Here is a 23,346-nt window from a genome sequence, read left to right as displayed (position 1 = left end):
CCATGGCCCTGGAAACCTATCACAAGAAGCGCGACTTCACCGCCACGCCGGAGCCGCGGGGGCGGAAGGGGCGGGCGGAAGGCCATCGCTTCGTCATCCAGAAACATGACGCCACCCGTCTGCACTATGATTTCCGGTTGGAAATGGAGGGCGTGCTGAAAAGCTGGGCCGTCACCCGGGGGCCCAGCCTGATCCCGGGGGAAAAGCGCCTGGCGGTGCATGTCGAGGACCACCCGCTGGACTATGGCGACTTCGAGGGCACCATCCCCCAGGGCGAATATGGCGGGGGCACGGTCATCGTCTGGGACCGGGGTGAGTGGACGCCGGTGGGCGATGTGCACAAGGGCTATGCCAAGGGCCACCTGGATTTCGAGCTGCATGGCGAAAAGCTGGGGGGCCACTGGCATCTGGTGCGCATGCGTGGCCGGCCGGGCGAGAAGCGCGAGAACTGGCTGCTGATCAAGGGCGAGGATGAGGCCGCGCGCGGCGAGGGTGATCCCGACATCCTGGAGGAACGGCCGGAATCGGTGAAGACAGGCCGGGTCATCGACGATGTGGCGGGGGAGGAGCCCGGCTGGTCCTCCAAGACCGGCAAGATCGAGAAGAAGGCGCGCGCGTCTTCCAAGGCCGCGCCTGAGGGCACCAAGGCAGCCGGAACACATGGGCTGAAAGGGGCCAAGACCGCGCCGCTGCCCGACTTCGTAGAGCCGGCCCTGGCCACCCTGCAGGCCAAGCCGCCCGTGGGGGCGCGGTGGATTCATGAGATCAAGTTCGACGGCTATCGCCTGCAGGCGCGCGTCGAAGCGGGGCGGGTGACGCTGCTGACCCGCAGCGGCCTGGACTGGACCAAGCGGTTCGGCACGGTGGTGCCGGAGGCCCTGGCCGATCTGCCCATCGGCAAGGCCCTGATCGATGGCGAACTGGTGGTGGAGAACGCGGCCGGCGCCTCCGACTTTTCCGCCTTGCAGGCCGATCTCAGCGAGGGGCGCAGCGACCGCTTCGTCTTCTACGCCTTCGACCTGCTGCACCTGGAGGACCAGGATTTGCGCGGCGTGGGGTTGGAGCAGCGCAAGGCGGCGCTGAAGAGCCTGCTGGGTGAGGCCGGCGGACCGTTGCGCTACAGCGAGCATTTCGACGAGTCCGGCGGCCTGGTGTTGAACCACGCGTGCCGCCTGAGCCTGGAAGGCATCGTCTCCAAGGTGCGCGACGCCCCGTACAAGCCGGGCCGGGGCAAGGGCTGGATCAAGTCCAAGTGCGGCAACCGCCAGGAGTTCGTGGTGGCGGGCTATGTTCCGTCCACTACCGCGCGCCGCGCCATCGGGTCCCTGGTCTTGGGCGTCTATGACCAGGGCAAGCTGCGCCATGTGGGTCGCGTCGGCACCGGCTATACCGTTTCGGTAGCGGAAGAGTTGTTCCGCCGGCTGGAGCGCATGCGGGTGGAGGACAGTCCCTTCGACGACATCCTGACGGCGGAGGAGCGTCGCCAGGTTCGCTATGTCCGGCCCGACTTGGTGGCGGAGGTGGATTTCCGCACCTGGACGGGCGACGGCAACATCCGCCATGCCGCCTTCCGGGGGCTGCGGGAAGACAAGGACCCGAAGGAAGTCGTGCGCGAAGCGGCCGCGAAGGCGCCGGCGGGAACCGCGCGCGAGGGAGGCCGCGCGGAGCCCAAGCCCCTGCTGAAACTGAGCCATCCGGACCGCCTCTATTGGCCGGACGCGGGGGTCACCAAGGCCGGCCTGGCCGACTACTACACGGAAATCTGGAGGTCCATCGCGCCCTTCATCGTGGGGCGGCCACTGGCCCTGCTGCGCTGCCCCAGTGGTATCACCGGCGAGTCATTCTTCCAGAAGCATGCCTGGAAGGGGCTGAGCAAGGCCATCATCCAGGTGCCCGACCCGACGGAGCCGGCGGAGGGGCCGCTGATCGCGATCAATGACCTGGACGGGCTGCTGGGGCTGGTGCAGGCGGCGGTCCTGGAAATCCATCCCTGGGGCGCCACCCTCAAGGATTGGGAACGGCCCGATACCCTCACCCTGGACCTGGACCCGGGGGAGGGCGTGCCATGGCAGGCTGTCATCGACGCCGCGCACGAGGTGAAGGACAGGCTGGAGCAGGCCGGTCTGGCCGCTTTCATCAAGACGACGGGCGGCAAGGGACTGCACGTGGTGGCGCCGTTGACGCCCAAGGCCGACTGGGCGGCGGTGAAGGCCTTCACCAAGGGCATCGCCGACGCCATGGCCGCCGACAGCCCGGATCGCTTCGTGGCCACCATCACCAAGGCCAAGCGGGGCGGCAAGATCCTGGTGGACTATTTGCGCAACCAACGGGGGGCGACGGCCGTCGCGGCCTATTCCACCCGGGCGCGTCCCGGTGCCGCCGTCTCCATGCCCCTGGCCTGGGAAGAGCTGAGCCCCGCCATCGGCCCGGCCTATTTCACCGTCATGACGACGCCCACCCGGCTGGCCGCGCTATCCGCCGACCCGTGGGCGGACTTCCGCGCCGCCGCCCACCCGTTGGAGCAGGCGACAAGGCCGGCGCGCAGGCGGACCGGCGGCGGGCGGACGGGTTAAAGGGCTGGCGCCCCGCCCGGTTTCAGGCACAATGCGCCTCCCTTCATCAGGAGCCCCGTCATGCGCTTGATCGGAATGCCGGATTCACCCTACGTCCGCCGCGTGGGAATATCGCTGGTGGCCATGGGCCTGGCCTTTGAGCATGAGCGCCTGTCCGTCTTCCGCCACTACGACGCTTTCGCCGCCATCAACCCGGTGGTGAAGGCGCCGACCTTGGTGCTGGACGACGGAACGGTGCTGATGGACAGCACCCTGATCCTGCAGGCCCTGGAACGCCTGGTTCCAGCGGACCGGCACCTGATGCCCACCGACCCTGCCGCGTTTGTCCGTGCCCAGCGCGTCATCGGCCTGGCCCTGGTGGCGTGTGAGAAAGCGGTGCAGGTGGCCTATGAGGTGAACCTGCGCCCGGAGGACAAGCAGCACCAGCCCTGGCTGGACCGTGTCCGCGCCCAGGCCGTCACCGCCTTCGACCTGCTGGAGCGGGAGGTTGGCGACGGCACCACCTGGCTCGGCGGCGACCGGCTCAACCAGGCCGACATCACCACCGCCGTCGCCTGGTACTTCGCCCAGAACATGGTCCCGGGCCTGATCGACCGGGCGCCGCACCCCGGCCTGGTTCGCCTGTCGGAGCGGGCGGAGGCGCTGCCCGAGTTCCAGGCGGTGCCGTATTCCTGAGCTTTATGCCTCATACCAAGGAGCGATGATTTCCATTGATCGCTCCTTGGTATCGGCGGCGACTGCCCCCGCGCGCCAAGGCGCGGAAGCCAAGCCGCTGGATGGCGGCGCCGGCGATTGAGGGCGATGGGCCTGGCCATAGGTCAGGATCATCGCTACTTGGTATTATACGCGCGGCATTTGATCGTGACCTCTCAAATGCCACCTCAAGCGCCGGCGGGCGCATCCGCGCCCTTTGGCTTCCTCGCTGCGACCTGCGGTGCTCGCTGCGGCGCCCGCAGTCGCGGGCTACAGAGGCACGAGTCTCTATCTCGTGCCTCTGGTATTAGACGCCGGCCGCCCGCATCCGCGGGCTCGGCTTCCTCGCATTCCAGTCCGCTGACGCTTCCCGGAATGCTGCGGCGGACGCGGTCGCGTCCTAAAAAGGCGCGAGGTTTTCCTGTGCCATTGATGCCTATCGCCGCTTCTGCCCGCCCTTGCCCTCCGCGGCCAGGCTTTTCTTCAGCGCGTCCATGATGTTGATGACGTTGCTGGGCGTGTCCGCCTCGGGCGCCTTGGCCTTGGCGGGGCGCTTGCGGCCCTTCTTCTTGGCGGCGATCAGGTCCAGCAGGCGGTCCTGCACCGGGTCGTCCACCAGGGAGGGATCCCAGGGCCGGGTGCGCTCCTCGATCAGGGTCTTTACCAGGGACAGGAGCTTGGGCTCGGGCTTTTCCTCGCGGATGTCGCCGAAATAGGCGTCCGCGTCGCGCACCTCATCGCCGTAGCGCAGGGTCCAGACGATGATGCCCTTGCTCTGCGGCTCCAGCATCACCGCCCGCTCCCGCCGGTACATCACCAGGCGGGAGATGCCGACCCGGCCGGTGGCGGCCATGGCCTCGCGGATGACGGAGAACGCCTCCTCCCCCACCGGGTCGCTGGGGGTGAGATAATGGGGGGTGTCGTACCAGATCCACTCGATGCTATCGCGGGGCACGAACATCTCGATGTCGATGGTGCGGGTGCTTTCCAGCGCCACCGCGTCCAGCTCGTCATCCTCCAGGATCAGGTAATCGTCCTCGCCCCTGGGATAGGCCTTGGCCTCGTCCTCCTCATCCACCGGATCACCGGTGACGGCGTCGACGTAATGGCTGACCACGCGGTTGCCGGTCGCGCGGTTCAGGGTGTGGAAGCGGACCTTCTCATTCTCCGACGTGGCGGGCGTCATCGCCACCTGGCAGGTGACCAGGGACAGCTTGAGATAGCCTTTCCAGAACGAACGCGCGGCCATACCGGCGATCTCCCCAAGGGTGGTGCCCCGGGGAAACCGCCGGAAGGGATGGCCGGTTCCGTGCTATTCGGCCAGCGAGGGTATCGCGGCGCCCGCCCGCGCCGTCCCCGGCACCGCGAAGCGGCGGTAGAGGGCTGGCAAGACGACCAGGGTCAGCGCCGTGGCGCTGATCAGGCCGCCGATGACCACCGTGGCCAGCGGCCGCTGCACCTCCGCCCCCGGGCCGGTGGCCAGCGCCATGGGCACGAAGCCCAGCGAGGCCACCAGGGCCGTCATCAACACCGGCCGCAGGCGGGTGAGCGCCCCGTCGCGGATGGCGGCCAAGGGCTCGCCGCCGTCGGTGATGGCCTGGCGGATGAAGGACACCATGACCAGGCCGTTCAGCACGGCGATGCCGGATAGGGCGATGAACCCCACGGCGGCGGAGATGGAGAAGGGCATACCGCGCAACCACAGGGCGGCGATCCCGCCCGTCAGGGCCAAGGGCACCCCGCTGAACACCAGCGCGGCGTCGCGGAGGGAGCCCAAGGCGCCGTACAGCAGCAGGAAAATGGCGATGAAGCAGGCCGGCACCACCACCGCCAGCCGCGCCCGCGCCGCCGCCAGATTCTCGAACTGCCCGCCCCATGTGACCCAGTAGCCGGAGGGCAGGGGGACGGCGGCTAGCCGTCCCTGCGCCTCCGCCACGAAGGACCCGATGTCGCGGCCGCGCACGTTGGCCTGGATGACAATGCGCCGCTTGCCGTCCTCCCGCCCGATCTGGTTGGGCCCTTCCGCCAGGGTGAAGCTGGCGACCGTGCCCAGCGGCACGAAGCGCGCGGCATCCCCGCTACCGCCGGTCTGGCTGCCGGCGGGCAGGGGCACCGGCAGGGCGCGCAAGGTGTCCAGGTCGTTGCGCAAGGGGTCGGCCAGCCGCACGGTGATGTCGAAGCGGCGGTCGCCCTCGAACACCTGGCCGGCGGCACGACCGCCCACGGCCATGGCCACGACGTCCTGCACCTCCTGGGCGCTGAGGCCGAAGCGGGCGGCGGTCTGGCGATCCACGCGGATGTCCAGGGTGGGCAGGCCTGCCGCCTGGTCCACCCGCACGTCGGCCGCCCCGGCGGTGCCTTGCAGCACGCCGGCGATGCGGTTGGCCGACGCCTGCAGGGTGTCGAAGTCGTCACCGTACAGCTTCACCGCCACGTCGCTGCGCACGCCGGAGATCAACTCGTTGAAGCGCATCTGGATGGGTTGGGTGAATTCATAGGCGTTGCCGGGCAACCGGCCCAGCGCCGCCTCGACCCTCGCCACCAGATCGGCCTTGGGCAAGGCCGGATCCGGCCATTGCGACCGCGGCTTCAGGATGATGAAGGTGTCCGAGGCGTTGGGCGGCATAGGGTCGGCCGCCATCTCCGCCGTCCCCGTCTTGGAGAAGACGAAGGCGACCTCCGGCAGGCCGCTGACCACCCGTTCCACGTCCTTCTGCATGGTGGTGGATTGGGTCAGCGAGGTGCTGGGGATGCGCACCGCCTGCACGGCGATGTCCTGTTCGTCCAGCGTGGGGATGAACTCCTGCCCCATGCGGGTGAACAGGCCCAGGCTGGCCAGGAACAGGCAGGCCGCCCCGAAGATCCAGGGTGCCGGTGCCGCCAGGGCCCGGTCCAGCAGGGGCGCGTACCAACCCTTGGCCAGCGCCACCACGCGGTTCTCCCGTTCATTCACCGGCCCCGTAATGACCAGGGCGATCAGCGCCGGCACCAGGGTCAACGATAGGGCGAAGGCGGCCACCAGGGCGGTGATGACGGTCAGGGCCATGGGCCGGAACATCTTGCCCTCCACCCCGGTGAAGGTCAGCAGCGGCACATAGACCAGGATGATGATGGCCTGGCCGTAGACGGAGGGGCGGATCATCTCCTTCGTCGCGGCCACTACCTCCGCCATCCGTTCGGATGTCGTCAGCGGCCGGCCAGCCGCCTGTTGCCGGTGGCCCAGCCGGCGCAGGCAGTTCTCCGCGATGATGACGGCGCCGTCGACGATCAGGCCGAAGTCCAGGGCGCCCAGGCTCATGAGGTTGGCGCTGACGCCGGCCTCCACCATCCCCATGGCTGTCAGCAGCATGGTCACGGGGATGACGGCGGCGGTGATCAGCGCGGCGCGGATGTTGCCCAGCAGGGCGAACAAAACCGCCACCACCAGCAGCGCGCCCTCCGCCAGGTTCTTGGACACCGTGTGGATGGTGGCGTCCACCAGCTTGGTGCGGTCCAGCACCACCTGGGCCACCACGTCGGGCGGCAGGGTGCGGGCCACCTCGGCCAGCTTGGCGGTCACGGCGGCGGCGGCCGTGCGGCTGTTGCCGCCCACCAGCATCAGGGCGGTGCCCACCACCACTTCACGGCCATTCTCGCTGGCGCTGCCGGTGCGCAGTTCATGGCCCAGGGTCACGGTGGCCACGTCGCGCAGGAAGACGGGGGTGCCGTCCCGGCTGGCGATGGGCACGGCGCCGATCTCCCCCATGTCGCGCAGCCGGCCGTCGGCCCGCACGACATAGGCCTCGCCCCGGCGCTCCAGGTAGCCGGCACCGGCGCTGGTGTTGTTGCGCTCCAGCGCCTGGACGACATCGGCCAGGGTCAGGCCCCGCGCCGCCAGGCGCAGCGGATCGGGCGCCACCTGGTACTGCTTCACATAGCCGCCGATGGCATCCACCCCGGCGATGCCGGGCACGGATTTCAGCTGCGGCCGGATGATCCAATCCTGCACGGTGCGCAGGTAGGTCGCCCGCTGCGCCTCCGTCGTCAGCACCTGGCCCTCCGGCGTGCGATAGCTGCCGTCGGCCTGCCAGCCGGCGGCCCCCGGCTTCACGCGGGCGGCGTCGAACGGCGCCAGGGCCACGGTCCACATGGCGACCTCGCCCAGGCCGGTGGACAGGGCGCCCATGTGCGGTTCCGTGCCGTCCGGCAGGGCGGCCTTGGCCTCGTTCAGGCGCTCCGCCACCTGCTGGCGGGCGAAATAGATGTCGACGTTTTCCGCGAACAGCGCCGTGACCTGGGAAAAGCCGTTGCGCGACAGCGATCGCGTGCCTTCCAGCCCGGGAATGCCGGCCAAGGCCGTTTCGATGGGGAAGGTCACCTGCTTTTCCACCTCCACCGGCGATAGGGCCGGGGCGGTGGTGTTGATCTGCACCTGTTTGTTGGTGATGTCGGGCACGGCGTCGATGGGCAGACGCAGGGCCGCCCAGCCGCCGGCGGCGGCGGCCAGCACGGCCAGGGCCACCACCATCCAGCGGTGGCGCACGGATAGGGTGAGGATGCGCTCAAGCATGGCTCGTCTCCTCACTCGTCGTGGCCGGCGTCGCCCTTGCCGGCCTCCGCCTTCAGGATGAAGGCATTGCCGGCGGCGACGGTGTCGCCGGGCTTCAGCCCGGCCAGCACCTCGACCTGGGTGCCGTCGCCACGGCCCAGGGTGACCGGCCGGCGGGCATAGCCGCCGGGCACGGGCGCGAACACCTGGGTTTGGCCGTCCAGGGTCACCACGGCGCTTTCCGGCAGCAGCACTGCGGCCTCCTGCGCGTCCGCCTCCAGCGTGCCGGTGGCGAAGTCGCCGGGTCGCCACGACCCGTCCGGGTTATCCAGCGTCGCCACCACGGGGGCGGAGCCGGTGGCCGGATCCAACACCGGGCCGACATGGGTCACGCGGGCTGTGGTGGCGCGCCCGTCGGCACCACTCACCTGCAGCGCTTTGCCAACGGCGACGAACGGCAGATCGCGGGCATAGACGGGAAAGGTCAGCGACAGTTGCGACAGGTCGGCGACGACATAGGCGTCGGCATCGGCGGCCAGCCGGTCGCCCCGCGTGGCGGTGCGGGCGATGACTTGGCCCGCGATGGGGCTGCGCAGTTCCAGCCGTTGCAGGCCGGCGCCCGTGGACTTGGCGCCCGTGGACTTGGCGCTGGTTTCATCCAATCCCAGCGCCTGCAGGCTGTGATGCGCGCGGCCGGTGCGGATGGCGGCCTCCATCGCCGCCGCCTTGGCCTGGAGATAGTCGCGTTCCGGGGAAATACGCTGGCGCCACAGCGCCTCCTCCCGGTCGGCGGTGGTGCGGGCCAGATGCTCGTTCTCCCGCGCCGCCAGATATTCGGCGCGGGCATCCGCCACCTCGGTGCTATCGATCAGGGCCAGCACCTCACCGGCGGTCACCGCGTCGCCCAGCCGTTTGCGCGCGTCCGCCACCACGCCGGCGATGCGCGGGGCGATATGGACGATGTGGTCCTGGTCGGCCGTCACCGTGGCGGTGACGCGCACCCGGCGGACCAGGCGCCCGGGGCCCGCCGTCGCCGTGGTGATGCCAGCGGCCTGTGCCTGTTCCGGCGTCAGGCGCACCAGGCTGTCATCGTGCGCCTCTGTCTTTTGCTCGGCCGGTTCCCCCTTGGGTGCCTGGCCGGTGGCGATCCAGGTGGCCAGGGCGGCCAGGGTCAGGGCCCCGGCGCCCAGGCGCAGCAGGGCTTTGGTGCGGATGGTGGTCATGGCTGGGCCTCCCCGGCGCCGGTCAGCCGGTCCAGATCGGCCCGGCTCTGGTGATAGTCTTGATAGGCCGCGACCAAGGTCAGGCGGGCGGCCAGCAGGGTGCGCTGGGCATCCAGCACGTCGAGGTAAGGGAACTTGCCCTGGCGATAGCCTTCCCGCGTGGCGGCGGCGGCTTGCTCGGCCACGGGCACGACCTGGCGGGCCAGGGTCTCCGCCTCCTGGCGCGCCACGGCCACGCGGTCACGGGCGATGGCCAGGGCGGTGTCCTGGTCCCGGGTGGCGCGGTCCAGCTCCATCTCCGCCTCCACGCTTTCCTGATAGGCGCGGTGGATGCCACCCCGGTTGGTGTCGAAGGCGGGGATGGGAATGGTGACGCCCAGCACCAGGGCGGTGTCGCGCCCGTCATTGAAACGGCGCACCCCGGCGCCGACGGTCACATCGGGCACGGCGCGGGCGCGTTCCACCGCGATGGCGGCGCGGCTACGGCCCACCTCCGCCCGCCACCGGGCGACGTCCGGATTGTTCCCGGCTGCCGGGGCGGCCAGGGGCGGCCCCAGATCCCGCAGTGCTGCGGGGTCCAGGGCGGGGACGGGCCCGCCCACCAGCAGCTCCAGGCTGCGGCGGGCGGCCGCCTCTTCCCGTGCCGCACGGGCGGCCTCGATCTCCGCTTGGCGCAGATCGGTCGCGGCACGGTCTTCTTGAATGGCGCTGTCATGGCCGGACTGGACACGCGCGGCCACGGCGCGGGCGGTTTCCGCCGCCAGGCCGCGCTGTTCCTCGACAATGGCGCGCCGGGCCGTGGCGGCGAGCAGGGCGGCATGTGCGACCCGCACGTCCCGGATCAGGTCCAGGCGCACGATGTCGGCGTCCAGGCGGGCGCGGCTTTCCGCCGCCGTCGCCACGGCTTGGCGGCTGCCGCGCTTGCCGCCCAGTTCGATCAGCTGGTTCAGGCCGACGGTGGTTTCCATGGCCCGGGTGCCGCGATAGGGGCCGGACCCGGCCAGGTTCTCCGTCTGCAAGGACAGTTGCGGGTTGGGCAGGACGCCGGCCTGGGTGACGTCCCCTTGGGCGGCCCCGGCGCGGGCCTGGGCCGCCTTCAGGCGGGGATTGGTGGCGAGCGCCTGGGTGATGAGGGCGGTGAGGGCCGTGTCGTTCGCGGACACTGGGGCGCCCAGGGACGGGGCCGGTGGCGGTTCGGCCACGGCCCAGGCGGGCCAGGCGACGGCAAAGGCCGCGGCCAGCCCGATGATCGGGATGCGCATGAAAGGCTCCGGACAAGCAGGATCGATGACGCCGTGACCCGGGCCCTTCCTGGCGGAAAGGGCGTCAGGGGCCGCGGCGTGGAGCGGACTCGATCAAGCGGTCGGGGGCCGGTCCGGTGGGGCGATGGCGCGGGTGGTGTAGGGTTGATCCAGTGGTGGCAGGACCGCCAACCGGATGCGGACGCCCGGCCCCGGCATGAAGGCGGGACCGACCGCATCGGCCACATGGACATGGCCGCAGGGGCCCTGGCCGGCATGGAAATGAACCGCGCTGTGGCGCAGGCCGTCGGTGGGGTCGGGCGCGCCCTCCACCGCCACATGCTCCTGCGTGATGCCGCACGTCGGCGCGCCGCCTGCCATTTCGGTCAGGGACGGGCCGTCGAACACCGCCGTGAACAGCAGCAGAAGGGCGAGCAACCAGCGCATGGTCGCCAATCTGGCGATGTCGGCCGCCGGCTTCAAGTCCCAAGAAGGCTGATGGGCTGCCACAGAAAGTTGTGACGCGGGGCGGCGGGCCGCGCTAAAAGGAAGGCAACAGGGAGAGAAACCGTAGGAACCCAACGCATGGTCCCGTCGCACGCTTCGAATGATACCGCTACCAACGCACCATTGCGGCGCATCGTCATTGTGGGCGGCGGCACCGCCGGGTGGATGGCGGCGGCCAGCCTGGCCCGGTTCCTGCGCAACCTGAAGTGCGATATCCAACTGGTGGAATCCGAACAGATCGGCACCATCGGCGTGGGGGAGGCGACCATCCCCCCTATCATGAACTTCATCCGCGTGCTGGGGATCGATGAGGACGACCTGATCCGCCAGACCAACGCCACCTTCAAGCTGGGCATCCGTTTCCAGGATTGGACCCGCGTGGGCCATTCCTATTTCCATCCCTTCGGCCGCACCGGCTTCGAGATGGAGGGGATAGGCTTCCCCGCCTATTGGATGCGCCAGCGCCTGGCCGGTGGCGGCGCCCCGCTGGAGGAATATTCGCTGCAGGCCATGGCGGCGGCGCACAATCGGTTTATGCGCCCGGTGCAGGCGCCCGGCTCCCCCCTGGAGGGCATCACCTATGCCCTGCATTTCGACGCGGCGCTGTTCGCGCGCTATCTGCGCGGCTATTCCGAGGCGCGCGGCGTCACCCGGGTGGAGGGCAAGGTGGTGCGGGTGGACCTGCGCCCCGAGGATGGCTTCATCGAGGCCCTGCGCCTGGAGGACGGCCGCCGCGTCGACGGTGATTTCTTCATTGATTGCAGCGGGTTCCGTGGCCTGCTGATCGAGGAGGCCCTGCAGGCCGGCTATGAGAACTGGCAGCGATTCCTGCCCTGCGACAGCGCCGTCGCCGTCCCCAGCGAACGGGCGGGGCCGCCGCCCTCCTACACCCTGGCGGCGGCGCGGTCGGCCGGCTGGCAATGGCGCATCCCCTTGCAGCACCGCGAGGGCAACGGCGTGGTCTACGCCCGCGATTTCCTGAGCGACGAGGCGGCGCGGGAGACGCTGTTGTCCAACCTGGCGGGCAAGCCCCTGGCGGATCCGCGCGTGCTGCGCTTCGTCACCGGCCGGCGGCGGGAAAGCTGGAAGCGCAACTGCCTGTCCCTGGGCCTGGCCAGCGGTTTCCTGGAGCCGCTGGAATCCACCAGCATCCACATGGTCCATCGCGGCCTGGCGCTGTTCATCCAGATGCTGCCCGACCGGCATTGCGAACCGGCGGACATCGCCCGCTATAACCGCATGCTCGCCTTCGAGTATGAGCGGATCCGGGACTTCCTGGTGCTGCACTACGCCACCGGCCAGCGGCGGGACAGCGATTTCTGGCGCCATTGCGCCGACATCGACTGGCCCGACAGCCTGCGGGCCAAGATCGAGTTGTTCCAGGGCTACGGCCGTATCCAGCGCGAGGATACCGAGCTGTTCCCGGAGCAAAGCTGGCTCTATGTCTTCACCGGCCAGGATATCCGTCCCCGCCGTCCCGACCCCATGACCGACCTTCTCGACCCCGACAAGATCCGGGGGGCCTTGGCCAACATCCACGATGTCATCGGCCGCGTGGTGCAAACCATGCCCCACCACCAGGCCTTCATCGACCGGCACTGCGCGGCGGCGGGTTAGCTCACCCCCCGCGCAAAAGCTGCATCACCCGGGCGCGGAGGCGGCCGTAGTTGCCGGCCTTCAGGGGGCCCAGCACGCCGTGCTGTTCCGCCGGCAGGTGGGCCAGGGGATGGCCTTGGGGGCGGAAGACGTAATGGTCGAAGAAGGCGCGCCAGGCTTGGCGCTCCACCTCCGGTCGTTCGGCCAGGGTGATCATGGCCAGCAGCAGGCTGGTGAAGGGCGCGTCCGGCCCGGCGGCGAAGGCGTCCCACCAGTAGTTGACCATGCCGTTGAAGGGGGCCGTCGCCTCCACCTGGTGCCACCACAGCTTGGGCAGGAACAGGGCGTCGCCCGGGTTGAGGTCCGCCACCAGCGCCTGGTCGCGAATGGCCTGGAATCGGGGATAGGCTGGGTTGTCCGGATCGGATGCCGCCAGGCTGACGGGCTGGCCGGACAGGGTGTTGTCGATGGGCCCGACATAGAGATCGCTGATCGCCGCAGGCGGGTACAGGGTGAAGCGCCGCGTTCCCGCCACCACGCACGCCAGGTTCTCAAAGGCGTCGTAATGGGTGGCGACGCGGGAGGCATGGCCCAGCCAAATGCGCCCGGCCACGCCTGGCGGCAGCAGGGGCATGACGTTTTCCGTCGTGAAGCCCGGCAAATGGTCGTCCAGCGCCAGGGAGCCGGCGTACAGCGTGGGGGCGTCCGGGTCGTCCAGCGCCTGCACCATCTGCTCCAGCGCCTCGGCCAGGCTCAGGGGCCGGCGCTCGAAATTGAAGCCTTTGAGGCCATCGGCGTAGAAATACCGGCCCCAGATGCCCGGCGGGCCGACGAACGTTTCCATCGTGACGCCGGCCCCGAAACGGGCAAGGTAATCGCGCAAGGCGCCGGGGGTTCCCTGGTCCACCGCCGGCCAGTGGGCCACCAGGCCCCGCAGCACCAGGGGCCTGCCGGCGGCCACCACCTCATCCCGGAACTGGTCCGCGGAGGCGAGGGTGCGGCCGTCGCGTTCGCCGACGGTGGCCGTCATGGCGCCGCCGTCAGCCGCTTGTTCTTGCGCTCCGCCATCAGGGGGATGTGCTTCAGCGACGCGATCATCAGATAGATCAACTGCATATAGCCCCGGCGGAACAGATCCAGCACCGCCGCGTCGGGCAGGGCGCGCAGGGCGTCGCGGTCGATGGTGTACAGGCCGTCAAGCTGCAACTGGCTGCCATCGTCGAAGCTGAGGCTGATATCGATGGGCTCGATCAGCTTCAGGCCGAGCAGCGTGTCGATGAAGCGCTTGGTCCGCTCCAGCCCCGGACGCAGCTCCTGCATCGCGGCGATGATGCCCTTCAGATAGGGCGTCATCTCACCATTGGCGCCGAACAGCGGTTCGCCCACGTCCCGACCGACCCGGGCGTCGTCCAGGTCGATGCCCAGGTCGTCGCCCACGGTGTAGAAGGGGCCGCGTTGCAGGGTCAGGGGGCGGTAGCCCTGCCAGCCCTCCTGGGTCAGGAACAGGTTCTCGTTCTGCTGGAAGCCCAGCACCGCGCCGCACAGGAAGGCGCCGGTTTCCGCATCCTTGGAAAACAGGATGGGGCACTGGACGGCCAGCAGCGGGAACTCGGCCACGATGACGGCGACGAAATGCTTGGCGTCGAAGGCGGGGCTGGCCTTGGCCTTCACGTGCAGGTCGCGGTGGGTGTGGGCGTTGACGATGGCGATGTTGGTCATGGGTCCCGTCAGGCTCAGATCGATTGCATGCCGTGGTCGCGGATCTTGCGCACCAGGTCGCGGTTCTTGGGCAGGTTGGCGCGCATCTTCCGGGCCATGGCCGCGTTCTCTTCCAGGATGCGGCTGGCCAGGGTGGCATCGGCGCCGTTCTCGGCCGGGTCCACCTCGGTGCGGAACCCCATGCCATACAGCACATATTGATAGCTGGCGGCGGGGAACACCTCCTCCAGCCGGTCGAACTCATCCAGGAACCAGGGCGCACGGTATTTCCACAGGCGCAACAGGTCCCGCAAGCGCTCAGGCACGGAGGCGGGGTCGACATTGTCCCGCCAGAAGGCCGTGTCGGTCCGCTGGGTCAGGACGTAATGCAGCTTCAGGAAGTCGATGATGCGGCCCCAGCGATAGCGCGTCACCTCGTTGAAGCGGCGGGCCACGATGTCCATGACGCTGCGGCGGGCGGGCAGTTGTTCGGCGATGATCTTGGCCGACAGTTCGATCAGCATGATGGCGGAGGCTTCCAGCGGTTCCAGGAACCCGGCGGCCAACCCCACGGCCACGCAATTGTTTTTCCAGAACGTCTCGCGATGGCCGCCGCGGATGGGGATCTTGCGCGCCTCCGCTTGCGTCCCGGCATAGCGCGCCAGTTCGGCCCGCGCCGCTTCCTCATCGATATGGTCGCTGGAATAGACGTAGCCCAGACCGCGCCGGGTGGGCAGGGCGATGTCCCAGATCCAGCCGGACGACTGGGCGGTGGCGATGGTCTGCGACGCCATGGGGGCGTCCGCGGTCTCATAGGGGACCTGCACGGCCAGGGCCGTGTCGCAGAACAGCACGTCGCGGCATTCCTTGAACCCCACGCCCAGGGTCTTGCCGATCAGCAGGGCGTGGAACCCGGTGCAATCCACGAACAGGTCACCGGCGATCTCACCCGCCTGCGCGGTCACCAGGCTGGTGATGTCGCCGTTCTCATCCTGCCGGACCTCGGTCACATCGGCCAGGATGTGCTGTACCCCCAGCTTCTCCGTGCAATGCCGCTGCATGAAGCCGGCGAACTTGCCGGCGTCCAGATGATAGGCGTAGTTGGCCACGCCCCGGTATTCGGGGGTGGAGATGGTCTTGGGCGCCAGCCCGTCCTCGCAGATGGCCTCCTGCGGGCAGACGGCGTCGGAAAAGGTGCGGCCGCGCGCGTCCTGCAGCCAATGGGGCGCCAGGTTCACCTGCGACCAGCCGTGAGGCAGCATCAGGGGATGGTAATAGGCGTCGTCCGCGGCGCCGGTGGTCCAGCCCACGAACTTGCCGCCTTGCTTGAAGGCGGTGTCGCAGTGGCGGAAGAACTCCGTCTCCGACACACCCATCTTTTCCAGCGTGGTGCGCATGGTGGGCCACGTGCCCTCGCCCACGCCGATGATGGCGACGTTGGGCGATTCCACCAAGGTCACCTTGAAGCCGGCGGCCATGCGCGCCTTGTGCCGGGCGGCGACGATGCCGGCGGTCAGCCAGCCGGCGGTGCCGCCGCCGACGATGACGATATGCTGGATGGGACGGTCCATGAAGGCATCCTGGGTCTGGGGTGCCGTCCCGCCTCCCTGACGGGGGTATCGGCAACCAATTTTGCGCCAGTGTAGGGCTTTTCCCCGATCGCTCCAGGGGGAAAAAGGGGCCGCCGCGTGCCACGGCGGCCCCCCGGAGTTCAGGAGGAAGGTACGCTCACAAACAAACTCAGTACTTGAAGTGGGCGCCGATGGTGTACCGCTGCCCATAGGCGACGGCATCCAGCAGCTGTTCCTTGAACCGGCCATGGGTCGAGTAGGTCTCGTTGGTCAGGTTCAAGGCTTCGAAGTAGACGCTCACATACTGATTGATGTCGTAGCTGGTGCTGAAATCCACTTCCCAGGCTGGATCGACGAAGGTCGGCTCGGACCCGTAGATGGATCCGCCCTGCGCCTGGCCGAAATGGTCCAGGTACTCGTCGCGCCAGTTGACGGCGATACGGGCCTGGAAGCCGTACTTGTCAAAGAAGCCGACGAAGTTGGCGGAGTTGGCCAGGCCCGTGACCGCGAAGTTGCTGACCGCCAGGTTCAGCGGATCGTAAGGTTTGTTGGTGCCCACAACGGTGGCGTTGGCCTGGAAGCCGAAGCCGGTGTCATCAAACACATGCTGAACGGACATTTCCAGGCCGTAGACCTCGGCCGTCGGCCCGTTGACGTACGTGCTGTAGCTGTACTGCATATCCTTGCCCGTGGTCGGGTCGATGACGCCGGCGAAGGTCTTCTGCGAGGTGCCGCCGATCACGAAGTTGCTGACGCTCTTCATGAAACCGTCCAGGGCGACATAGGAATTGCGCTGGTAATAATACTCGGCACCGATATCCAGGTTATCCGACAGGTAGGGCATCAGGTTGGGATTGCCACCCGAGGCTGATACCGTGCCGACGCGCTGCGTGCTGATGCTGTACACCGGTGTCATATTGTTGAGCGGCGGACGGGTTAGGGTGCGCGACGCGTTGAAGCGCACCTGCAGGTCGTCGGTGACACCCAAGGTCAGATCCAGGTTGGGCAGCATGTACTGGTAATTGTTGGTGCCCTCGACGGTGCTGACAGGGCCATACGCCACCGTGAACGCGGTCTTGTCGCCCGGGGTCACGGTGAAGGCGGTTGGGGTCTGACCCAGACCGGCGGACGTCACATGAGTGATTTCCTCACGAACGCCCAGATTGACCTTCAGCGGCATGTTGGCCACGTCGGTCTTGAACGTCGCCGAGACATAGGGAGCGTAGGTTTCTTCTTCGATGTCGCGCTTGGACCCAGGCGACAGGATCAAACGGTAGGTGCCGTCGAAGGGCGGGGTGCAGCAGCCGTAGTTGAAGCCCGGGATGCTCTTGGTCTGGGGATTGCCCAGCGATTGCAGGTAATTGAGGATCTGGCCCGGGTTGGCCATCAGGATCTGCGAGGGCAGGTTGCCGTTGTTGGCGAAGCCGGGGATGAAGTTGGCGGTGCTGAAGGTCTGGGTGAACCAGCTCTGCGGCAGCGCCACGCCGGTGGGTGAACCCGACGCCGGACCATACCCGCTGTACGCCTGCCAATCGCTGTTGGTGAAGGTGTCGTAGCTGGCCAGGTCTTCCTTGTTGTCGATGTACTGCATGCCGAAGCGGATGGTGGTATCGCCGCTTTTCCACTGGCCTTCGACCTTGCCCTGGTCGATGACGTTGTAGTTGCGCGTCGACGTCATCGGGAAGACGTGCGACCCGATGAAGCCGTTGGTGAACTGCGCCGCGTTGCCGTTCGGGCCGTAGACGGTGGGATAGGGCAGGGCGCCGGCCGCGACGCCGGTGATGCCCACGTTGTTGGTGTTGATGCAGGTGCCACTGGCGCAGGAACCATAGCCCACGTCTGCGTCCAGGCTGGTCAGCTGATCGCCCGGGTTCTGCCAGGATTCGGACCGAGCGGCGTCAACCGTGACGGTCCAGTTGTTGGTTGGCGTCCACTTGACGTTCAGGCCGTACAGGTTGTTCTGCAGAACCTGGCTGTTGTACTGCGCCTGGAAGTCGGTAGGCGTGTTGGGCTGAACGAAGTCGATCACCGACCCGTTGCTGTTCAGCTTCACATTCTGCATGCTACGGGAATTGAACCAGATGCTGTAACCATACTGGTTCTGGTGCGCGTCCTCACGCTGGAAATCGTCGTTCAAGGTGACTTCGATCTGATCCGACGGCTGCCATTGCAAGGCCAGGCGAGCGGACTTGCGGATCGTGTCGCTGTGTTCCTGGTAGAGGCCGTAGTCCTGGATGAACCAGGCGGGGGTGCCTTCTTTGACGCCGGGCGCCAAGCTGGCGAAATGATAATTGACAGGATCTGTGGCCGGGGAGGTGGCCGTGGTGCCGATCCAGCCCTGGTTGTTCACATGGTTGCCACGGGTCTGGGTTTCGTTGAAGCCGCCGGCCAGCAAGATGCCGAAGGTGTCGTGGGCGAAGGTGTCGCTGACCATCAGGGCGCCGTTGGGCGAGGCGCCATCCGCGTCGGAGGCGTAGGAGCCCGAGACGGAGCCGGCGGCCCGGAACCCGGAGTGATCCAGCGGCTTGGGGAACTTGATGTTGACCGTGGCGCCGATGGCGCCGGCCGACAGCGAGGCGTCCGGCGACTTCAGCACATCGATCTGACCGATGAAGTCGGAACTGACGGAGCTGAAGTCGAAACCACGGCCGGAACTGGCGGCGGAGGCGGAAACGCGGCCATCGAACAGCGTTTCGTTGAAGCTGGGGCCGAAACCGCGCACCGTGATGGCGGTGGCGTCACCGGTGGAGGTTGGCACGCCGCCCATGCTGCTGGTGCCGCGGCTGATGGACACGCCGGGAATGCGCTGCATCGAGGCCGCGACGTTGGAATCGGGGAACTTGCCGATATCCTCCGCCGAAATGGCGTCGACGATGCCGTTCGCCTCACGCTTGATATCAAGGTTACGTTGCAGCGAGCCGATGATGCCGGTGACGATGATGTCTTCCATCGTATCGGAATTGGCGCCGCCCTGCGCCGGGCTGGTCTGTGTCGTCTGCGCGTAAGCGGGCGCTGTAAGGCCCGCAAGCGTCACCAGCGAAACGCCGGCCAAGACCGCCTTGCGAACAGTCAGTGCCGTTGACTTGGACGCTCCCATTTTTCTTTGTAGCTTTACCATATTATCCCTCCCTAGTCTTAAAAAGACGGTTTTGTTTGTGATATGCCGACACGGGGGCAGATAAATACGGGCACGCCAACAGTTTCTGTTAGCGCTATCATATTTATATGCAAAATACCGCGTAAGGCTTATGTCATGCAGGCAGGCGGCATCACTTGCCGACCTGCGCCCTTCCTCCCATTCGCTAGAGTAATTCTAAAACTACCACTGTCGTGGTAAGCCCCAACCCTATGCAATGGTAACGCTACCACAGGGTGTGGGTAGGGGCGACAAAAATCTGAACATTGCGAATTTGGGGGCGTAAGTGTGTCATTTGCACCATCATTCCGGGCGCCAATGGGTCGGTGGCGGCGGTTTCGGGGGTGTCCTTAGCTGTCGCAAGCCGGGCCAGGAGACGAGACTCAGGCGTTTTTTGACCGGCTCCCGGCAGGTCCCCACGACCGCGCGGCGTCATCCGCCGTTCCGGGCTGGAAGCCGGCCGGCGGTATCGTTACTCTCCGGCGGCTTTGCCCGGTGGGGGCGCCCAAGGAAGGGCGGTTGGGAGGATCAGCGGTGAAATCTCTGTTCGTTTTGACGATGGTGGCCGCCTTGGCGGCGGGGCCGGTCCTGGCTGGTGAAGCCGTTCCGAAGGTCGAGCCGGTCGCCGATCTGCCGGCGGGTGCCGCCCCGCTGCCCAGCCATATTGGCGGCCGGGTGCTGGCGGAGGGTGCCGATGGCGGCTTCCGCCGCCAGTGGCCAGGCACCTATGTGGAGACCCGGTTTCGCGGCGCTGTGGCGCTGTTCCGGGTCGGCCCCGGGGATGTCAGCCTGCGTGTCAGCGTCGACGGCGGCGCGCCGGTCGCGCTGGTGAAGCCCGCGCCGGGCGTCTACCGTGTCGCCGGGCTGCGGCCCGGCGCGCACACCCTGCGCGTGGATACGGCCAGCGAGACCCAGGCCGGTCCCAGCACCTTCGGCGGCTTTTATGCCCCGGCGGGTGTTGCCGCGCTGCCCCTGCCGGTCCCCACCCGGCAGATCGAGTTCGTCGGCGACAGCCACACCGTGGGCTATGGCAACACGGCGGACCAGACGGCCTTCCAGGCGACGTGCACGGTGTCGGAGGTGTGGAGCACCACCGACACCTCGCAGGGGATCGCGCCGCGCCTGGCCGGCCGCTACGGTGCCGACTATCAGGTGAACGCCATTTCGGGCCGGGGTATCGTGCGTAATTACAACGGCTTCGCCGCCGACACCCTGCCGGAGGCCTACCCCTATATCCTGTTCGACCATGCCGTCCGCTATGAGGACCCGGCCTGGCATCCGCAGGTCATCGTCATCGCCTTGGGCACCAACGATTTCACCACGCCGCTGCACGCCGGCGAGAAGTGGGCGACGCGCGACGCCCTGCATGCGGACTACGAGGCGACGTATGTCCGCTTCGTCCAGGGCCTGCGCGCCCGCAACCCGCAGGCCTATTTCCTGCTGTGGGCGACCGACATGGCCGAGGGCGAGATCAAGGCGGAGGTGGCGAAGGTGGCGGAGAAGTTGCAGGCGGCGGGTGAGCGGCGCGTGGCCTTCCTGCCCATGCATGACATCGCCTTCACCGGCTGCCACGCCCATCCCAGCCTGGTGGACGATGCCAAGATCGCCAAGGCGCTGGGTGACTATATGGATGCCCATCCCGACGTTTGGTCGGGGAAGTGAGCACCGGGCTCAGCTTGGCAGGGGGGAGGCGGGCGCCGGCATCCGCGCCCCCAGCCGTGGCGGCATGCGGCAAAGCAAGCCCAGCGTCAGAAGCGGGGGCAGGCTCAAGGCGATGGTCGCCAGCCATTTGATGCGTTCCGCCTGATCGGGGCCGGTGGCGCCCGCCGCGCGCGGGTCGAAGCCGGTTCCGGCCAGGGCGTGCAACACGACGAAGGTGGTAAGGGCGGCGGCGACATCGAACAGGAAGTGGAACGAGGCGTAATAGCTGGCCGCCGGCACGTCGGCGTGCTTGGCGGTGTGGTCTTCCAACAGTCCGCCCAGCAGGGTGCGGATCAGGATGAACTCCGTGCCATTGACCATGCCGCGCAGGATCGCGAGCCCGAGGAACGGTGCCAATTGGCCGTGGGGCAGGAAGGACAATGCCAGGGATGACAGCCCCTGCACCATCGCCACGAGGCGCAGGGTGGGCACCGTGCCCCAGCGGCGGCGGACACCCAGCCAGAGGGGGATGGACGCCAGCCCGCAGGTGAATTGCAGCAGCATCAGGCTCATGCCCCATCCCACCAGCCCCAGGCCCGCGCGCACCAAAAACAGGTACAGCGCGGATTCGACGGCGGTATAGATGCCCATGGCGATGAACAGCGCCGCCACGGGCGCGAACGCCGGCTTGCACAGCGGCAGGACATAGACCCGCCAGACTTGGCGGGCCACCAGCGGGCTGGGCGCCGCCGGCCGTTCCGGCACCAGGCGGCCCAGCAAGGCGATGCTGGCCGGCAAGGACGCCAGGATGAGGCCGCCGACCAAGGCCATCTGCGCCGCCACACCCGTGTCCGGCCACAGGCGCTCCGTTACCGCCGGCCCCATCAGGAACAGGACCATGGCGCCGTAGCCCACGAACTGCCGCATGCCGAAGATGCGGGCGCGGTCTTCCGTGCGATTGCTGATTTCCAGGGCCCAGGCGCCGTGGGGCACGTTGATCATGGTCCAGCCGGTGCCCAAGGCCAGCAGCGCCGCCGTGATGGTAACGGCCGGCAAGTCCGGCGGCGCGAAATAGAGGAGGGTGGTGGCCGCCAGGACAACGGGGGTCGCTGCCGCCATCCAGACGATACGGCGGCCGAAGCGGCTGGCGGTCGCGTCGGATAGCGCCCCCACCAGCGGGGCGATCGCCGTTTCCCAAAGGCGGACCGCCGCCAACAACGTGGCGGCCGCGCCCAGGGACAAGCCGAAATGCTGGGTGAGGTAGGTTGGGAAAACCAGGGTGATCGACCCGTAGAAGCCGACGAACGGGATGCCCGGGGCCGACAAGACCATCAGTCTTGGCCAATCAAGGACGGTAAATGCCCGGGGTGACCGCACGTTCCTGGACCCACCTGGTGAGGGGCGGGGATCATCACCCGGCCGGGGGTGCGTCCAGTGTTAAATTTTTGCGCCCAGCCAGGTCTCCAACGCCTGCACGACGGCGGCCGTGGCCGTGATCTGGTCGGGATGGCGGCCCTCCAGCATGCGCTGTCCCAGCCGTGTGACCGCCAAGGCTTGGGTCGTCAGCGGATCATAATGATGGGGCGTCCCGGTCCGGACGGTCAGGTAGCGGTTGATGTTCTCCCCCCGCCGGCGCCGCATCGCGGCGGCGCAGGCGACCAGTTCCGGCCGCCGCGTCGCCGCCAGGGCGATGGCGTAGGTGCCGCGCGCGATGGGGGCGTTGCCGCCCTCCGGGGCGCCGGCCGGCGGTGCCTCCACCTCCTGCCACATCTGCCGGATGATGCCTTCCAGGCCGGCTTTCAGCAGGTCTTCCTGGCGCCGGAAGCGATAGGCCAGGGTGGAGGCCGGCACATTGGCCGCCTTGGCCACGGCGCGATGGGTGACAGCCTCCGCCCCCTCGCGCACGATCAGGGCAGCCGCATGCGCCATGGCCTGGGTTTCCAGGGGCGTGCGCACGATATCCTCCCGGTCCAGCGCGACGGTGTCGGGAACCGTCGCGGATTCATCGTAAAACACCTGGAACAGCCGCTCATCCGCCGCCCTGTTTCCCGGCGGGGCGTGAGGCGTGCAGAGGCGCCGCAAGCCCAGCTTGCGCAGCCAGGCATAGGGAGCGTGGTCCCTCAGGCTCAGGCTGAAGGCGGTTTCGTCGATGCTGTAGGCGTGCAGCAGGACGGCAAGGTCGACCTGGGGGGCGGTCCCCGGCGCCGCCTTGGCGCACAGCCGTCGCCAGAACGCCAGACGGGTCGCCAGCCAAGGCCCCAGCGCCGCACGCACCGTTTCATCCCAAGCGCTGGCCTGGACCAGTTCGCAAAAAAACAGGCTGCGCTCCGGATGCTGGGCCGTCAGCGCCACCAACACCGCCTCGGCGATATCCGCGATGGCAAGGCCGGACAGGCCCGACATCGCATCCACCCGACGGGCCCATTCGCACCAGAAGTCCCGGTCCTGCTCATGGGCGGCGGCGATCACCTGGGCGATCAGGCGCTCCTTCTTTCCGAAGCGATAGGACAGGGCCGACAGGCTGGTTTCCGCCGCGGCCGCCAGGCGCCGCAGGCTCAACGCCCCCAAGCCCTCCTGGGCGACCAGCCTGAGGCTGGCGGGCAGCAAGTCCGTACAGTTGTTCTGTTGATCGTCGGTCATGGGATAGGACAGCGGGCGACAGGTGGGGCTTCGATTGGGGGCATGGTGCCATTGGATGGCGCGGATTTCCATGTTTAGATTGGAAATAATAGCATTATTGCCCTTCACTGTAAGGTGGCGGACGCAGCAAACCGACGCCACCCTCTCGTGCCGCCTGGTTCGTGTGGGCGCTTAAAATCCGTACAACCGTCATAATCTCTTCATTCGGCGCACGACCCGTCCTGGGTTAAAAGTCGCGGGACTTTGGACGGCCGTCCCGCTGCGGACCGCCTGTCCATCCCGTTTCCGCCAATCCAGGG

Annotated in this window: 15 protein-coding genes; 4 read left to right on the top strand and 11 right to left on the bottom strand. The window is 68.0% G+C overall.

Features of this window, described 5'->3' with window-relative positions; genetic code table 11:
* Positions 1–2: 2 nt before the first annotated feature.
* Together ligD and ULB03_RS01415 are read left to right on the top strand one after the other, a co-directional pair.
* The gene (gene ligD / locus ULB03_RS01420) at positions 3–2,573 is read left to right on the top strand and encodes a DNA ligase D (protein WP_322481538.1); all 2,571 of its coding nucleotides are present in this window, start codon (positions 3–5) and stop codon (positions 2,571–2,573) included.
* A 60-nt stretch (positions 2,574–2,633) separates the two neighbouring features.
* Positions 2,634–3,248, top strand: coding sequence for a glutathione S-transferase family protein (locus ULB03_RS01415; protein ID WP_322481537.1), 615 nt, complete (start codon positions 2,634–2,636; stop codon positions 3,246–3,248).
* 454 nt (positions 3,249–3,702) lie between these two features.
* Here ULB03_RS01415 and ku read toward each other — a convergent pair whose 3' ends face one another.
* The 5 genes from ku to ULB03_RS01390 all read right to left on the bottom strand — a co-directional run bounded on the left by ku (position 3,703) and on the right by ULB03_RS01390 (position 10,705).
* Positions 3,703–4,515, bottom strand: a complete 813-nt coding sequence (gene ku / locus ULB03_RS01410; protein ID WP_322481536.1) for a non-homologous end joining protein Ku — start codon at positions 4,513–4,515, stop codon at positions 3,703–3,705.
* A gap of 63 nt (positions 4,516–4,578) precedes the next feature.
* On the bottom strand, positions 4,579–7,815 hold the full coding sequence (locus ULB03_RS01405) for an efflux RND transporter permease subunit (RefSeq protein WP_322481535.1): 3,237 nt from the start codon (positions 7,813–7,815) through the stop codon (positions 4,579–4,581).
* A gap of 11 nt (positions 7,816–7,826) precedes the next feature.
* On the bottom strand, positions 7,827–9,017 hold the full coding sequence (locus ULB03_RS01400; protein ID WP_322481534.1) for an efflux RND transporter periplasmic adaptor subunit: 1,191 nt from the start codon (positions 9,015–9,017) through the stop codon (positions 7,827–7,829).
* On the bottom strand, positions 9,014–10,279 hold the full coding sequence (locus ULB03_RS01395; protein ID WP_322481533.1) for a TolC family protein: 1,266 nt from the start codon (positions 10,277–10,279) through the stop codon (positions 9,014–9,016). Before ULB03_RS01395 ends, ULB03_RS01400 begins: the two co-directional genes overlap by 4 nt.
* A gap of 93 nt (positions 10,280–10,372) precedes the next feature.
* Positions 10,373–10,705, bottom strand: a complete 333-nt coding sequence (locus tag ULB03_RS01390) for a hypothetical protein (protein WP_322481532.1) — start codon at positions 10,703–10,705, stop codon at positions 10,373–10,375.
* Between the two features lie 138 nt (positions 10,706–10,843).
* On the opposite strand from ULB03_RS01390, the gene ULB03_RS01385 reads away from it, so the two are divergent.
* A complete protein-coding gene (locus ULB03_RS01385) occupies positions 10,844–12,382 on the top strand; it encodes a tryptophan halogenase family protein (protein ID WP_322481531.1) in 1,539 nt (512 codons plus the stop codon).
* Between the two features lies 1 nt (position 12,383).
* Here ULB03_RS01385 and ULB03_RS01380 read toward each other — a convergent pair whose 3' ends face one another.
* From ULB03_RS01380 to ULB03_RS01365, 4 genes are all read right to left on the bottom strand, one after another.
* Positions 12,384–13,391 carry a cupin-like domain-containing protein gene (locus ULB03_RS01380; protein ID WP_322481530.1) on the bottom strand — a complete coding sequence of 336 codons (1,008 nt, stop codon included), beginning with the start codon at positions 13,389–13,391 and terminating at the stop codon, positions 12,384–12,386.
* Positions 13,388–14,080, bottom strand: a complete 693-nt coding sequence (locus ULB03_RS01375; protein WP_322481529.1) for a SapC family protein — start codon at positions 14,078–14,080, stop codon at positions 13,388–13,390. Before ULB03_RS01375 ends, ULB03_RS01380 begins: the two co-directional genes overlap by 4 nt.
* Positions 14,081–14,094: 14 nt before the next feature.
* Positions 14,095–15,630, bottom strand: a complete 1,536-nt coding sequence (locus ULB03_RS01370) for a tryptophan halogenase family protein (protein ID WP_322481528.1) — start codon at positions 15,628–15,630, stop codon at positions 14,095–14,097.
* Positions 15,631–15,799: 169 nt separating this feature from the next.
* The gene (locus tag ULB03_RS01365; protein WP_322481527.1) at positions 15,800–18,682 is read right to left on the bottom strand and encodes a TonB-dependent receptor; all 2,883 of its coding nucleotides are present in this window, start codon (positions 18,680–18,682) and stop codon (positions 15,800–15,802) included.
* 618 nt (positions 18,683–19,300) lie between these two features.
* Here ULB03_RS01365 and ULB03_RS01360 point away from each other — a divergent pair.
* A complete protein-coding gene (locus ULB03_RS01360; RefSeq protein ID WP_322481526.1) occupies positions 19,301–20,428 on the top strand; it encodes an SGNH/GDSL hydrolase family protein in 1,128 nt (375 codons plus the stop codon).
* Positions 20,429–20,437: 9 nt separating this feature from the next.
* Here ULB03_RS01360 and ULB03_RS01355 read toward each other — a convergent pair whose 3' ends face one another.
* Both ULB03_RS01355 and ULB03_RS01350 read right to left on the bottom strand, forming a co-directional pair.
* A complete protein-coding gene (locus tag ULB03_RS01355) occupies positions 20,438–21,739 on the bottom strand; it encodes an MFS transporter (RefSeq protein WP_322481525.1) in 1,302 nt (433 codons plus the stop codon).
* A gap of 105 nt (positions 21,740–21,844) precedes the next feature.
* On the bottom strand, positions 21,845–23,047 hold the full coding sequence (locus ULB03_RS01350; RefSeq protein WP_322481524.1) for a TetR family transcriptional regulator: 1,203 nt from the start codon (positions 23,045–23,047) through the stop codon (positions 21,845–21,847).
* Between the last annotated feature and the right edge of the window lie 299 nt (positions 23,048–23,346).

The organism is Nitrospirillum goiasense (assembly GCF_034427435.1).
Lineage (GTDB): Bacteria > Pseudomonadota > Alphaproteobacteria > Azospirillales > Azospirillaceae > Nitrospirillum.
Note: the sequence above shows the minus strand (reverse complement) of the source record. Positions and strands in the feature narration are given on the sequence as shown.

Coding starts and splice junctions, on each gene's coding strand:
- ULB03_RS01380 (WP_322481530.1), bottom strand. CDS start 13,391: ATGACGGCCACCGTCGGCGAACGCGACGGCCGCACCCTCGCCTCCGCG.
- ULB03_RS01350 (WP_322481524.1), bottom strand. CDS start 23,047: ATGACCGACGATCAACAGAACAACTGTACGGACTTGCTGCCCGCCAGC.
- ULB03_RS01375 (WP_322481529.1), bottom strand. CDS start 14,080: ATGACCAACATCGCCATCGTCAACGCCCACACCCACCGCGACCTGCAC.
- ku (WP_322481536.1), bottom strand. CDS start 4,515: ATGGCCGCGCGTTCGTTCTGGAAAGGCTATCTCAAGCTGTCCCTGGTC.
- ULB03_RS01400 (WP_322481534.1), bottom strand. CDS start 9,017: ATGACCACCATCCGCACCAAAGCCCTGCTGCGCCTGGGCGCCGGGGCC.
- ULB03_RS01370 (WP_322481528.1), bottom strand. CDS start 15,630: ATGGACCGTCCCATCCAGCATATCGTCATCGTCGGCGGCGGCACCGCC.
- ULB03_RS01390 (WP_322481532.1), bottom strand. CDS start 10,705: ATGCGCTGGTTGCTCGCCCTTCTGCTGCTGTTCACGGCGGTGTTCGAC.
- ULB03_RS01405 (WP_322481535.1), bottom strand. CDS start 7,815: ATGCTTGAGCGCATCCTCACCCTATCCGTGCGCCACCGCTGGATGGTG.
- ULB03_RS01355 (WP_322481525.1), bottom strand. CDS start 21,739: ATGGTCTTGTCGGCCCCGGGCATCCCGTTCGTCGGCTTCTACGGGTCG.
- ligD (WP_322481538.1), top strand. CDS start 3: ATGGCCCTGGAAACCTATCACAAGAAGCGCGACTTCACCGCCACGCCG.
- ULB03_RS01395 (WP_322481533.1), bottom strand. CDS start 10,279: ATGCGCATCCCGATCATCGGGCTGGCCGCGGCCTTTGCCGTCGCCTGG.
- ULB03_RS01385 (WP_322481531.1), top strand. CDS start 10,844: ATGGTCCCGTCGCACGCTTCGAATGATACCGCTACCAACGCACCATTG.
- ULB03_RS01415 (WP_322481537.1), top strand. CDS start 2,634: ATGCGCTTGATCGGAATGCCGGATTCACCCTACGTCCGCCGCGTGGGA.